Source organism: Celeribacter sp., from assembly GCF_048266405.1.
Lineage (GTDB): Bacteria > Pseudomonadota > Alphaproteobacteria > Rhodobacterales > Rhodobacteraceae > Celeribacter.
In genome coordinates, this window is record NZ_JBLWZO010000006.1 from 182,419 (window position 1) to 196,583 (window position 14,165).

At 52.9% G+C, this 14,165-nt stretch carries 10 protein-coding genes and 1 pseudogene; 5 read left to right on the forward strand and 6 right to left on the reverse strand.

The features are described 5' to 3' along the window. The first annotated feature begins 62 nt into the window (after positions 1-62). Positions 63-2,456, forward strand: a complete 2,394-nt coding sequence (locus ACN0TS_RS13025) for a glycogen/starch/alpha-glucan phosphorylase (RefSeq protein ID WP_417259794.1) — start codon at positions 63-65, stop codon at positions 2,454-2,456. On the opposite strand, the gene ACN0TS_RS13030 is transcribed toward ACN0TS_RS13025, so the two are convergent. The 5 genes from ACN0TS_RS13030 to ACN0TS_RS13050 all read right to left on the reverse strand — a co-directional run bounded on the left by ACN0TS_RS13030 (position 2,453) and on the right by ACN0TS_RS13050 (position 10,367). Next, positions 2,453-4,075, reverse strand: a complete 1,623-nt coding sequence (locus ACN0TS_RS13030) for an alpha-glucosidase (protein WP_417259795.1) — start codon at positions 4,073-4,075, stop codon at positions 2,453-2,455. The genes ACN0TS_RS13025 and ACN0TS_RS13030 overlap by 4 nt on opposite strands. Positions 4,076-4,238: 163 nt before the next feature. Next, the gene (locus ACN0TS_RS13035) at positions 4,239-5,582 is read right to left on the reverse strand and encodes an HlyD family type I secretion periplasmic adaptor subunit (protein WP_417259796.1); all 1,344 of its coding nucleotides are present in this window, start codon (positions 5,580-5,582) and stop codon (positions 4,239-4,241) included. Next, the gene (locus ACN0TS_RS13040) at positions 5,579-7,372 is read right to left on the reverse strand and encodes a type I secretion system permease/ATPase (RefSeq protein WP_417259806.1); all 1,794 of its coding nucleotides are present in this window, start codon (positions 7,370-7,372) and stop codon (positions 5,579-5,581) included. The genes ACN0TS_RS13035 and ACN0TS_RS13040 overlap by 4 nt, the downstream gene beginning before the upstream one ends. Positions 7,373-7,446: 74 nt before the next feature. Then, positions 7,447-9,465 carry a hypothetical protein gene (locus ACN0TS_RS13045; protein WP_417259797.1) on the reverse strand — a complete coding sequence of 673 codons (2,019 nt, stop codon included), beginning with the start codon at positions 9,463-9,465 and terminating at the stop codon, positions 7,447-7,449. A gap of 179 nt (positions 9,466-9,644) precedes the next feature. Continuing rightward, positions 9,645-10,367, reverse strand: coding sequence for a hypothetical protein (locus ACN0TS_RS13050; protein WP_417259798.1), 723 nt, complete (start codon positions 10,365-10,367; stop codon positions 9,645-9,647). Positions 10,368-10,408: 41 nt separating this feature from the next. On the opposite strand from ACN0TS_RS13050, the gene ACN0TS_RS13055 reads away from it, so the two are divergent. From ACN0TS_RS13055 to ACN0TS_RS13070, 4 genes are all read left to right on the forward strand, one after another. Further along, positions 10,409-10,597, forward strand: coding sequence for a hypothetical protein (locus ACN0TS_RS13055; RefSeq protein WP_417259799.1), 189 nt, complete (start codon positions 10,409-10,411; stop codon positions 10,595-10,597). A gap of 694 nt (positions 10,598-11,291) precedes the next feature. Then, the gene (locus ACN0TS_RS13060) at positions 11,292-12,071 is read left to right on the forward strand and encodes a response regulator transcription factor (protein WP_417259800.1); all 780 of its coding nucleotides are present in this window, start codon (positions 11,292-11,294) and stop codon (positions 12,069-12,071) included. Beyond that, a complete protein-coding gene (locus ACN0TS_RS13065) occupies positions 12,064-12,579 on the forward strand; it encodes a hypothetical protein (RefSeq protein WP_417259801.1) in 516 nt (171 codons plus the stop codon). Before ACN0TS_RS13060 ends, ACN0TS_RS13065 begins: the two co-directional genes overlap by 8 nt. 88 nt (positions 12,580-12,667) lie before the next feature. Next, the gene (locus tag ACN0TS_RS13070) at positions 12,668-13,693 is read left to right on the forward strand and encodes a LysR family transcriptional regulator (RefSeq protein WP_417259802.1); all 1,026 of its coding nucleotides are present in this window, start codon (positions 12,668-12,670) and stop codon (positions 13,691-13,693) included. 283 nt (positions 13,694-13,976) lie between these two features. On the opposite strand, the pseudogene ACN0TS_RS13075 reads toward ACN0TS_RS13070, so the two are convergent. Beyond that, a pseudogene (locus tag ACN0TS_RS13075) lies at positions 13,977-14,165 on the reverse strand (hypothetical protein); the annotation flags it as partial.

The window sequence follows — 14,165 nt, forward strand, 5'->3', positions numbered from 1 at the left end:
CCTTGTCTTTTGGCCGCGCCCAAGACATGGCAGGGACCAATCCAGACGAACAAGGACTGTCCATGCACATCATGAATGATCTGTCTGCTGAGTCACTGCGCCTTAGCATCACACAGCACCTGACCTACACGTTGGGCAAGGACAAACCCCATGCGAGCACCTACGACTGGCGCATGGCCGTCAGCTACGCCGTGCGTGATCTGATTATCGAACCATGGTTCGCCGCCACGCGCAAAACCTATGCCGAGCAAGGCAAGCGGGTCTATTACCTGTCGATGGAGTTTTTAATCGGGCGTCTCCTCGCTGACGCGATGGTGAACCTGAATATTCTGGATACGGTCCAAGAGGTCTTGGACGGCGAAGGCATTTCCCTCGCGGAGGTCATTGAAGACGAACCCGACGCTGCCTTGGGCAATGGGGGCTTGGGGCGTTTGGCTGCCTGTTTCCTTGAGAGCATGTCAACGCTGGCGTGTCCGGCCTATGGCTACGGCATTCGCTACGAGCACGGCTTGTTTCGCCAAAAATTTGAGGGCGGTCGCCAAGTTGAGCTTCCCGAGGATTGGCTCAACCAACCGCACCCGTGGGAATTTGAACGCCCCGAAGCCCGCTACACAATCCCATTCAAGGGTCATGTCGAGACAGTCGACGGCGCGACGGTCTGGCATCCGTCTGAGACGGTTTATGCCCGCGCCTATGATATTCCCGTGGTCGGCTGGCAGGGGAATTGGGCAAACACGCTGCGCCTATGGGGCGCACATTCGACCGAGCTTTTCGACCTTGAACGCTTTAACTCTGGCGATCACGCCGCCGCTGCCGCGCCCGAGGAACTGGCACGCACCTTGTCGCGCGTGCTCTATCCCGAGGACACCACCGAAAGCGGGAAAGAGCTGCGTCTCAAACAAGAGTTTTTCCTGACGTCCGCCGCTCTACAGGACATCTTGCGGCGCTTCCTGACCGAATATGACGATCTCGAATTGCTGCCCCAAAAGGTCGCAATCCAGATGAACGACACCCACCCTGCCTTGGCGGGGCCAGAGCTGATACGGCTTTTGGTTGACGTTTACGGGGTAGAATGGAGCGCCGCGAAACATATCGCGCAGGGGTGCCTGAACTACACCAACCACACCCTTTTGCCCGAAGCCTTGGAGACATGGTCAACGTGGCTCATGGGGCGCGTTCTTCCGCGTCACATGCAGATCATCGAACAGATTGACCACGAGCATCTGAAGGCCACAGGGACGCCACCGACCCTCGCGATTGTCAAAGACGACCAAGTACATATGGGCACCCTTGCCTTTGTCATGGCATCCCACGTGAACGGGGTGTCAGCCCTGCACACGCAACTAATGAAGCAAACCGTTTTCGCGGATTTGAACAGGCTTTACCCGAACCGCATCCTCAACCAAACCAATGGCGTCACGCCACGCCGTTGGCTTCGTTTGTCCAACCCATCATTGTCGCGGGTTTTGACCGACACGATTGGTGCGGGTTGGGAAAACGATCTCGACCGCCTTGCGGATCTTGGCGCACATGAGGGCGATCGCGCCGTTCGTGATGCCATCGGAGCGGCCAAACGCGACAACAAGGTCGCCCTGTCAAATTGGGCCGCAGACCAGTTGGGCATTTCACTCGATCCAGATGCGATGTTCGATGTGCAGGTCAAACGAATGCACGAATACAAACGCCAACTGTTGAACGTGTTTGAAACGATTGCACGTTGGGACGCCATCCGCGCAAATCCAAATGCCAACTGGACGCCTCGGGTCAAAATTTTTGGTGGCAAGGCCGCTCCCGGCTATGTCGTTGCCAAGGAAATCATTCACCTCATCAACGACATCGCCAACACCATCAACAATGATCCCGTCACGGGCGACCTGCTCAAAGTGGTGTATCCCGCGAATTACAACGTCTCCATGGCGCAACGCCTGATCCCCGCCGCCGATCTCTCTGAGCAAATCTCGACTGCGGGCAAAGAGGCCTCTGGCACGGGCAACATGAAGTTCACAATGAACGGCGCCCTCACCATCGGCACGCTTGATGGTGCCAACGTCGAAATTCGCGAACACGTTGGAGCCGAGAACTTCTTTCTGTTCGGGATGACCGCTGCCGAGGCGCAAGAGCGCTCGCAAATGGCGGATCATGCGCGAACCGCAATCCTTGCCAGTCAGCCGTTACAGGACGTTCTACAGATGATTGTCGAAGGGCGCTTTAGCCCGAACGACACGGGGCGCTACAACGGTCTCGTCGATCTCACATGGAACCACGATCCCTTCCTTGTCGCCTCGGATTTCGACAGCTATCTCGCAAGCCAATCCGCCGTCGACAGCGCCTATTCCAACACGGACCATTGGAACACCTTGGCGCTGCGCAACATTGCGGGGTCTGGCTTCTTTTCGTCAGATCGAACGATCAAAAGCTACATGGCCGAGATATGGCACACCCAAAGCCTCGCCTAGTCTTTGGTGAGTGTGATTTTGGCATCATGCGAGAGGTAAACAAACCCGTTACCGTCCAAGGCAAGCCGCCTCTCATTGAGGGTGGCGGCATTGGAGAGCGTGACAATCGGCGCTCCGACCACTCGGATGACAAGGGGATCAGGCGACAGGTTGAACACGCAGGTGATGGTTTCCTCCTCGGTGTGACGCGTGAAGGCCAAAATGGGTTCGGGCAGAGAAATGAACGTGGTCGTACCTCTGGTGAGGGCAGGGCTGGCTTTGCGGCGCGCCATAACGTCTTTGTAAAACGCCATGATGCTGCCTTCGCCTTGCTGATCCACGGCACGCGCAGCCTGTGGTGCTTTGACGGGCAGCCACGGCGTCCCCGTTGAGAAGCCTGCGTTAGGCGCGTCTTTTTCCCACACCATCGGCGTGCGACAGCCATCGCGGCCTTTCACGGCAGGCCAATAGCGGATCGCGGGCGGGTCGGTAAGCTCCTCAAAGGTCAACTCGGTCTCGATCTGCCCCAATTCCTCTCCTTGGTAGATGCCAATCGTCCCCTCAAAAGACATCAACATCGCGCAGGCAAGCCGCGCCATCGCATCCTCTGAGACTGCATACTGCGCCCAACGGCTGACCTGCCGCGGCACATCGTGGTTGCTAAACGACCAATACGGATGGCCGTCAGGCGCACCGCGCTGAAAGCCTTCGATGCAATTGCGAAAATGCTCGGCATTGAAATCAGGCCCGAGCATGGCAAAGCTATAAGCCATATGCAGACGAGACGTTCCCGCCGTATATTCGCCCATAATCTCGATGGAACGATGCCCCATCTCACCCACTTCACCCACCATCATAATGTCGGGATATTGATCCGTCAGGCGACGCAACCGTTCGAGAAACTTGAGGTTTTCAGGGCGCGTTTTGTTGTAAATGTTGTTTTGCATCCCATACAGGTCCGTCGCCATGACCTGTGGCTTCGCCTGAGCGGGCGGGTTGGAACGCAGCTTTTGGTCGTGAAAATAGTAATTCACCGTATCCAGTCGGAACCCGTCCAACCCACGGTCCAACCAAAACTTGCAAGTCTCCAAAATCGCATCGACAACGTCAGGATTGTGGAAATTCAAATCGGGCTGAGACGCCAGAAAATTGTGCAGATAATATTGCCCGCGCTGTGGATCGAACTCCCAAGCAGGCCCCCCAAAGTGACTGTGCCAATTTGTTGGAGGAGAGCCGTCAGGCAAGGGATCGGCCCAAACATACCAATCGGCCTTATCGTTACCGCGATCGCGGCTTTTGCGGGATTGTTGAAACCACGCATGTTGATCAGACGTATGCGACAACACTTGGTCCACGATGACCTTTAGCCCGCGCGCATGGGCTGCCTGTATAAGCGTATCAAAGTCCTCAAGGTCGCCAAACAGAGGATCGACCGCTTTGTAGTCGGATACATCGTATCCCATGTCAGCCTGCGGAGAGGCGAAGATAGGGGACAGCCAAATGCAGTCCACACCGAGCCCCGCGATATGGTCCAATCGGCGCGTAATCCCCTTGAGGTCGCCAACGCCATCCCCGTTGTCGTCTTGATACGACCGTGGATAGACCTGATAGACCACCGCACTACGCCACCATTCATTCATATATCGTCTCCTTGTTGGAAACGACCTTATCATCAAGCATTCGGAGGGAAAGCACATACAAACCGAAGGAGACCTCAGATAGCAGGTCCTCTTCCCATACCCCATGTCGAACCGCACCAGACATGAGCAACACAAACAGTGAGAATGTCGACGACGGCGACCACTAACTTTCCTTAAACGCGCGCTGCATTGAATCCAAAACAGGTTTGACCAGGTATTGCGCAAATGACCGTTCAGCCGTTTGGATCATCACTTGCGCGGGCATTCCTGGAACAGGGATGAACCCCGGCACACGTTCAAGCTCAGACGCAGGTAGAGAAATACGCACCACGTAAACTTCACGCGAGGCTTGTCCGTTTTCATCGAGAATGGCATCGGCGGAAATGTAGAACACTTTGCCTTCAAGTATAGGCGTTGTCCGCTGATTTAGGGCCGTGAGCCGCACTGAAGCGGTCTGACCTGATTTCACGCTATCAATGTCCGTTCTCGCGATCATTGCTTCGATAATCAGCGGAACATCCGTGGGTAGAATTTCGGCTATAACCGCGCCGGCCTCGACCACCGACCCGGGGCCGGAATAGTTCAAACTGACCACCGTTCCTGAAACAGGCGCTTCGATAACAATGCGCTTCAAAATCGACTGAGCATCCCGCTCGCGCTCACGCACGGTATCGAGTTCAATTTGAACCGATTGCAATTCGTCGAGCGCAGCTTGTCTGTAAGTATCGATGGTTTGAGCTTTCTGCGCCTCATATCGCGCTTTCATTTCAAGCGACTCTTCAATCTCCGCTTCAATTTGGCCGAGTTCTCCTTCCGCGTCTGCAATTGCACGCTCGACCACATTCAATTCGCTGCCAATAATAAGACCTCGATCCAAGAGCTTAATCTTCTTTTGACGTTCTTCATCAAGGAGCGAAAGTTGACGTTCGTAGGCGCGTTTTTGTGCGCCATACCCCTTGGCTCGCGCCTCTAACACGGAGATATTTCGCGTAATGAGTGCGAGATCATTTTCCAACCTTGAGCGAGCGACTTCAAAGGACAACAATTGGCTGTCGAGCATCGTGGCAACCTCAGGGTCAATACGCGCTTCCAATAGTGAGGGAGGGAAACGGACCTCTTTTTGAGCCTCGTATTCAGCGAGCAATCTCGCCTCGATACCTTGAAGCCTGAGACGGCGCAAAAACAACGCGCGTTGATTTGATTGTGCTGTGGTTTCATCTAGCCTTAGCATCGGGCTGCCTTTGGTAACTTCGTCTCCCTCAGAAACATTGATTTCGGCAATGATCCCGCCTTCGAGGTGCTGCACCATCTTGTTGCGCCCTGTGGCAACGAATGATCCTGGCGCAACAACAGCTGCGGCGAGCGGAGCGGTAAAGGCCCAGTACCCGAACCCACCTATGGCGAAGATAAGGATTGTCATCCCCGCGATGACTTGTCTGCGGATTGAACGAGGAACTTCATGATCCCACGGTTCGCTTGCCGCGATTGTGGCTGGCAGTACGGTCATGCCATGGCTCCTTCTTCAGAAATTCCTTCAGTGGCTGCAAATTTTTCTGCTGCAGCTTTCCGACGTTTCTCGAGTTCTCCAAGGACTTGATTGCGCCAGCCAAACATCGAAATATTCCCATCTGAGAGCATCATAATTTTGTCGACCGCTGTAAGGATCGCCGGTTTTTGAGTGATGACCACGGTGGTTATCCCGTTGTCATGTGCGTGACCAAGCGCATTGATCAATGCGGCATCGCCAGCGGCATCAAGGTTGGAATTTGGCTCATCAAGAACAAGGAGCTTGGGGTTTCCAAAGAACGCGCGGGCAAGGCCGATGCGTTGTTTTTGGCCACCAGATAGCGGTGAGCCGTCGGCCGCGACAACTGTCTCGTAACCTTGTGGCAAGCTCGCAATCATTTCGTGCACATCGGCCAACATCGCCGCACGATGGATTGCCTCGTCACTAGCATTCACGCGCATACGAGCAATGTTGGCTTTGATCGTGCCAGGGAAAAGTTGGACATCCTGAGGTAAGTATCCAAGCGTTTCCCCCAGTTGCCGTGGCTCCCAATTCCGCAGGTCCATGAGATCAAGTCTTACGGCACCCGAAGTGGGAAGTATGGAGCCGACCAACATTTTCCCCAATGTCGTTTTGCCAGCACCTGAATTTCCAATCACGGCAAGAGTTTCTCCCGCTCCCAAGCTGAATGTAAGGGCGTTGAGGACCACACTTTTGGTCCCGGGTGGAACGAACAAGAGCCGTTCAATATCCAGTCGCCCCTCTGGCTTGGGCAATCTCAATTTGTCGTTGATTTTGGATGTACGCTTAAGCAATGCCGCGACGCGTTGAAACGCGCCATGCGCCAGCAAAAAACCATTCCATCCCTCAATGGCACCCTCAATTGGAGCCAATGCACGGCCGGCCACTATCGAAGCCGCGATCACCATGCCGCCAGTAATTTGTCCGTCGAGGGCGAGATACGCACCCCAACCAAGCATTCCGATCTGCGCAATCATGCGTAGCATCCGCGAAATGGATGCCGTTAGAATATTGCGGTCTTGCGCCTGAACTTGGGATTTCAACGACTGCGCCGTATCCGCCCCCCAGATCCGTACTGCTTCCGGGATCATCGACATAGCATTAATGATCTGGCTGTTGCGCGACATGCTGTCGAGATGGACGTTGGCACGTACTTGTGCTTGGTTTGCCGCTTGGAATCCTTTTGACGTCAGCTTTTGGTTGATCAACGCCATGATGGCCAATGCGATCGCGGTGACGATTACGATAACCCCAAGATGCGGGTGTATCAGGAAGATCACAAAAATGAAAAACGGCGCGAAGGGGACGTCGAGAAATGACAAAAGTGTACCAGACACAATAAACTGGCGCAGCGTCTGCAAATCGCCCAGCACCTGATACTCGCGCCCATTGGAATGCAACGAGGCCTGCGCCGCCGCAGACAAAACAGGAGCACCCAATCGGGACGCGACATCGACAGCCGTACGCATCAACGCCAAACGACGGATGGCGTCGAGGACGGATTGCAAAACAACCGCGCCCAAAATGACAGCAGTCAACATGATCAATGTATCGACAGACCGAGATGTCAAAACACGGTCCGAGATTTGGAATAGATAGATAGGTACAGCCAACACGAGCATGTTGGTCGCAGTCGTCATCAGAGCAACGAATACGAGGTTGGATGTGACGCGGCCATAAATGGATCGAAGCGTTTTTGTATGATCTTCGGGTGTAACACGACGGTGGAAATCTGCGGTAGCCTCGTTGGCGCCGCCCGTTCCACTCATCTCGGCCAGTTTCGTTCCTTGTGTGTCAGTCACTGCAATTCTCCCATAAAAATCGCGAGTTAAATCCCATTAATTCAAGAAATCATTGTATTGAGCGTATCAAAACTTCCGGATTGGCACCCTTCGACGCCACAGACATCGGCACCTGTCGTCTCATCCAACGCAGGCGTACCATCAATCATTCCGTCGACAAGAAATGCGACCGCTTCAGAGGCCAATCCGCTGATGTCCGTATCGCCAAAATCAAGCGAAGCGGCATCAGTATCGTACATTCCGGCCTGAAAGATCACGACGTCGGAATATGCGCCGCCACTGGCCATGATATCGCTGTCCAATCCCATCACGTTGATCGTGGCGGAATTGGCGAGAATGTTATCGCCCGTACGCAGGTCAAACTGTGAGAATGCCGCGTCGTCTTGTGCGAAGAGCTGTATAAGATCGGCGTCGGCGAGGATGTTGATCTGTGTAAGCGTCGTCGACATGACGTAGTCGCCTTCGACCGCCAAAACCCGCGCGATCTGCGTTCCGTTCAGGCCATCCAATCCGTCGAGACGGAACGGGTCAAAATCGCCCGCGTTCAAACTATCTAGCGCACGCGAGGCATCGCCCGTCATATCGACAACGGAATCAATGCCTGTGATCGAAATCGCCGCCTCATTCCAGAGCAGATTTCCTCCAGTTAAGACAGACCCAAGCGTGCCGTTTTCCGCCAACACAAAATCATTATCGAGCAGGATATTTGTTTGACTGATCGACGCGGTTTGAATCATGTCTCCGCCGACCATGAAGACGTCATAACCATGTTGGAAGCCGTTCAAAACCGCGGCATTGATCGCTGAGTTCTCACCCAACGAAATATCTACGGTGTGGAACACCTGTTCATATGTGATGACATCATTATCGGAGATCAAATTGATCTGAACGGTGTGGGATGTGAACACCAAGTCACCTTCAAGCGACGCAAGCGCATAGCCCACAGGCCCGCCCGTATGGGCGACACCGTTCACTCCAACAGCTGCCGTTGGAGCGTTCGACATATATGAAATCTCGGCGAAATTCTCTGCCGTACTTGGCGTAGTCTCCACCACATCCGCAACATCACTCATCACGAGGTCAACGTTGCTTTCGACATTGATCTGCGAAATTTTGACAGTGGAGGTGTAATCCCCCCCGACAATGAAAATTCCTGCATCAGGAGCGATGCCGCCCAAGACGGCTTTATTCATAAGCAGGTTATCTCCAGTGGAGATCTCCTGCGGGACGGGTGTGAATGGCTGATCGCTTGAAATTTCAATGTTCTGAATGAGGGTCTCGCCAGTGACGGCACGGCCTTCATTCACTTCTGGCTCCTCATCGAGTTCTTCGGCATCCGTCAGCCGGTCCGATCGCGCATCAAGGGCATCCGAAAGCGTTTCTGGTGCAGCGTCAACTTCGGCACCATCAAGTATCAAAATCCCGCCGTCTTCAGCGACAGCATCAAACACTTCATCGCCTTTTATCTGCGACATGTGGGCGTCGGACAAAGCCTCGATGGGCATACTTTCGGGATCAGAGGAGGCAAACTTATCCAACGCGTCTGCGAGCTTCGCGAGTTGCACCAACAGTGTATCGAGCGCTTGGGGAGAGGCGTCTCGCGCCACATCCTCTGGCAACTCAAGCGGACGAACCAAAAGCGTATCGTCATCCAATAGCGTATTGGTCTGAGCTGCGGTTGCAGCCCAACTATTCGCAGGAGGTAGGGTGAAAAGCATCTGACCCATCCCAAAATGCGCCCATGTCGACGCACCGGAATAGATTAGATGGATATTGTCGATTCCAAACTCACGGAAGCCCTCGCTGCGTGGCAGGCCGATGCTCATCGGAGACGGATACGAAGCACTAAGCCAGATCGGCATATCTATCTGCGGATACATGTCGGTGAGTGAGAGCGGGGACGAGACCAGGACCTTCACATTCAGGAGGTCTGCAGGCTCATACTCGGCTGCTTGTTGTGCCGTAAATTCCTCGTAGTCCATACGGTTGAGAAGCGCGTCGATCGCTTGATCGAACTGACCAATGAAATGGGCGATCGCTTCAGAATTGCGATCCAGCATAGCCTCCTCCTTCCTATGGATGTGGGTTCTTCGGAACCTCTTGCGCGACCTCTTCTGAGAGGTCTTGCTGTCAGGTGTGGATCAAACCTAAAATTGGTTGTGCAACACAGGGACAGAAAGTGGCGCGCCCGCTCAACTATGGGACAGTGCGGGCACGCCGGGCTAAGGTCGTGGGGACCTTATGCTTCGTCATCACCGATGGAGTAGGTGGAGCTCATGCCGCCACCGACCACGGTCGTATCGACTGTGTTGCCGAGAACGTTGGCACCCATGACGATAGACTGGTTGAAGGCCGTAACGTCCATGGCTGCTCCGGCGTCGGAGTATGCAGAACCGCCGACATAGCCGTCGTCACCGTTGCCTGAACCCCAGTCACCAATGCCACCGCTGGCAGCAGCGCCATCATCTTCCTGACCGTGGCCACGGAAGCCATGATGGCCACCCCACCCCGAGTCCTCTTCAGCAGCAGCGCCACCAGCAGAGGAGATACCGTCACCGGTTTCGCTTCCGCCGCCAGACGTCGTGCCGTTGACCGTGAAGCCACCGTTGTTCGCAACGCTTGGGCTATCCAACGTGTCGTTATCAACGAGGTTATTGGACTGTGCGAAGATTTGACCGGAGTCATTGCCAGCACCAGTAAGTGCATGATCAAGCAACTCGCTCAGGTTCATCTCGTTACCGGGATCGAACGAACCGTTGATGTAGTCGCCCATCGAAGCATGATCAAGGTCGATGAAATCATCATCGTTTGGCATGTAACCCTCGATGCCGAGATCAACATCAACCGTTACAGTGGTATCGGATGTGTTGCTGTTGGAGTTCGAATTGGCATTCACGTTTGCATTGGAGTTTCCATTTGTATTCGTGTTGCCATTGGTATTGCCGTTGTGGTTCCCGTTCATGTTCCCACTATGGTTACCGTTCATGTTGCCATTGAAGCTGGTTGAGCTCTGGAACTGACCTTGATCCTGGCCTTGGCCCTGATCTTGTCCTTGACCTTGGCCTTGCGCTTGAAGTTGGGCCTGAAGCTCAGCTTGCAACTGGGATTGAGCGCTACTTTGGCCCTGATCCTGGCTTTGATCAGGATTTGGGTCACCTTGTGGTTGATTGTGTCCGTGATTACGACCTCTAGACATAGTAAAGTCCTCCATGTTGATTTCAGATCCAGAGCCCGTCATTCATTTCCAAAACGGATATTCCAGATCATTTTTGGTAGGGAGAATTCCCCGACTGGTTTGCCCGAGCCCTTATGGACCGCTGATGACCAAACAAGCCGTCGACGAAACTGTGTCGATGGATGAACTGTGCGATGAGTTCAGCGAATGGCATAGTCGCCCATAGGATATAGACGCCTCTGGGGACGCCTTCATGCCATTGATAAAATTTGATAATTTATGAAATTCCATCTGATGGAGGATATTCAGATGGTGTAGCTCGATATCCGATAGCTACCGAAAGGGACTACATCTTACGGAGGAGAGTTTATTTCAGGCATGATATGACGAGCCGTCAGTTCCGAGGCAGTATTAAGAGAGATTTCTCGCAATTTCTGGACGGCATGACGCTTCGAGCAAAACCACCACATACTCCTTTTGAGTGATCCGAAGCAGTCAATAGGTGATTGATAGGTTTGAATATAGATTAACTTTTAGAGAGATTTCCTGCAGTCTTTGTAAAGTTAACCTGTCTCTCCGCCTACTTGCTGCGGGGAGCAGGTTCATTTTGATTTTAAACTCTGCTTTTTAATAGTGCGACTTGTTTGAGTGTTTAACGCGAATTGCGCGTATTTGCGTTTGGGGGAATGCTGATTTTAAATGGGGGGAACTATGGAAAGTCTTTCACTTTCTGAAGTCTCAAGCGGGCATACCGCAGAGGCTCTAAACCGGTTAATATTTTTTATTGGATCTTCGAGTGTATTTTCACCCGTCACATTGCGGACGGTAGAAACGGAGATTGATCACACGCAAACGCTGCACGTACCTGACTTTCAAGTTCTTAATCTGGTTATGTCTGCGGCGCGAAGTGTGGCCTATGGGCCTGAATTATTCATGGTGGTGTGCGATCTGCATAACGCCAAAGATTTGTTGGACCGTACGAAGCATTCAGATCCATTGCTGGCGGGGTGTAAACTTGTCATAGGGTTTGAGGACACGGATGCCGCGCAGTCTTTTTTTGAAATGTACACGCAAGATATCTTTGCGCGACATATCTGCTTTCTACCCATGAACCTCAACGTCTGCGCCTTTCTTGGCCTTTTGACGGTGATTGGCTCAGGGGCGCATTATATCCCACCAGAGATAACAGCCAAAGTGGCGCACAAACCAGTCAAAGCACCTAAGAACGTGAGCCATAGCGCTACCGAGCCCGCGCACTCCCTTGCATTATCAACACCTGAACAAACTGCGGCCATTCAAGCCGCACTCACACCGCGCGAGTCCGAGGTGTTATCCTTGGCCGCCAAAGGGAGGCCAAACAAAGTCATCGCCCGCGATCTGAATATATCAGAACACACTGTCAAACTGCATATGCATCGCGTGATTTCAAAACTGGGTGTTTCCAATCGGACAGAAGCGGCGGCGCGCTTCCACCATAGCTACGATGAGTAATTCAAAGGTACAAACTCCACCAAAGGCCTTCGATGCGTTCCTGATGCGCATTGGACAGATCAACTATGCGTGGACCAACACCGAAAGCACACTCATTCATCTAATGGCGGGCCTGATCCCGACCGACACGTCTACCGCAACAGTTATACACCTGACATTAAACACAACACGTGCGCGCCTTGATCTCGTCGAGCGGCTATCCAAGCGCCAGAACTGCCCTGTGCCTGCGGAAGCAATCAGTCGAATTATTGCCATCTGCAAACAAATGAAAAAACTCTCGGGACTTCGCAATCGCCTGAACCACTGTCTGTACGCATTCGATAGCGATGGCGGACCCGTTCGGGCAATTCAAATGCGTATTGCCGACAGGAAAAACAGTTTAGCTTATGGCGCTGAGACCGTTCTGGACAGGGCTGAGCTTGCTGAAATCGATCTGGCATTGCGTGAAATTCAGACGCTGAATGAAGACATTTGGTCGGTCGTTTCTGATTACGCCATGCCCCAATGATGTGGGAGGCTGCCGCTCACAATGGCATGAGTGATGCGTACAGCGACGTTTTCTGCTAATATATTTTTAAATTGTGGGATAAACGCAAATGGCAATTACCTTAAAACAGTTGGAAATTTTCCACGGCATTGTCGTGGCCGGCTCAATTTCTAAAGCGACAAAACTCCTCGGCGTTTCACAGCCAACGGTATCGCAACAACTCTCAAAGCTCGAAGATTGCCTAGGATCACAGTTAATCAAACGTAGTCCTTCGCGATCTGATGAATTAACTCCAAGCGGGGAACATTGGTTTCGCGTAGCCAGCGAAATAAGCCATACATTGTCATGCGCTTGGGAGCGTCATCACTCTGAATTTGACGGCAAACAATTAGTTTTGCAGTTGGGATCTATTCCAAGCATGCGCCGTCGGTTCATCGCATTAGCCGCACAAGCAGCACGTGATGTAGAAGGGTTCAAACACTTCGCGTTCAAGTCCGGCGACAATTCCGAGCAAGTTATCGACATGATTTCCATGCACCGCGTCAATTGTGCAATTTTGAATGCCAAAAGTGCCGAAGCGCTCAGTTCGTCTCTTCAGCAGGAAACCCTCTTCAGTGATCAAATTTTATGGGCCGTCCCGTATGATATCTCCATTGATTGTATTGAAGAAAGCTTGGAAACGCGGCAGATGGGAGCCAATACACCGCCTGCGCTATCATGTTTTGTCGCGATCACTGATCCCGTATCGTGGCAAAGCAAAAGCGAAGGATGGTACGCTACAAAACTCCCCTTCGCAGAACCATTTTTTTCCTGTCCCGCGCATCGGGCCGGAATGGAAATCGTCGCACAAGGGCTCGCGACCGCGCACCTGCCTAGTTCCCTCCTCCCTCATCTTTCGGCGTCTTTACGCGACAAGATTCGGTTTATCGATACAGGCGAGCACGCGCGGGATATTGCACTCGTAATGCCGAAGCATCTTATGAACTTGAAACCATTCGCACACTTCTTCACGCTCCTCGCAGAACGGGTGAAAGAGGCGCATACTTCGGCGATGGATCAGTTTATTACAAGTAACGTCGGTCACATGAACGGCGAAGCAGAACACAATTCCTCAAGTTATTCTGCCCCTGTTTAACCGTCCACCTAGGCGGTTTCGTATTTTGCGTCGCTCTAAAATTCAATGTTCCTGCCATTTATAATTAGAGTTTTTCGCTGTATTTTCCTTTGGCTGGGAAAGGAACAAAAACGTTAAGAGCACCCAAATTCTCAGACGCGCAGAAGGTACGGCTGTTGCTGAGATTTACCGCAAAGCTGGGCGCCTCAGTCCGATAGGGTCATGCTGTGCAATATCCCGAAAAGTGGCTAGTGCTGTGCTACCCAAAGTGTCCCCAGTCAGGGCTAGATTTTCCGCATATTGCTCACACAGACGGGCTGGATGCGTCTGGCAATTTCATCAGCGATGCTGGGACGTTATTCCCAATCGCGCTGTGCGGTCGTTCTTCGTTGTCGTCTCTGCCATTGCCCGGCAGGGTTATGCGGAGCATGATCCCGAGAGGGGCCAAGCCTCCACCTTTTCGCAAGCATCTTGCAGGCTCATGAACCAGTGT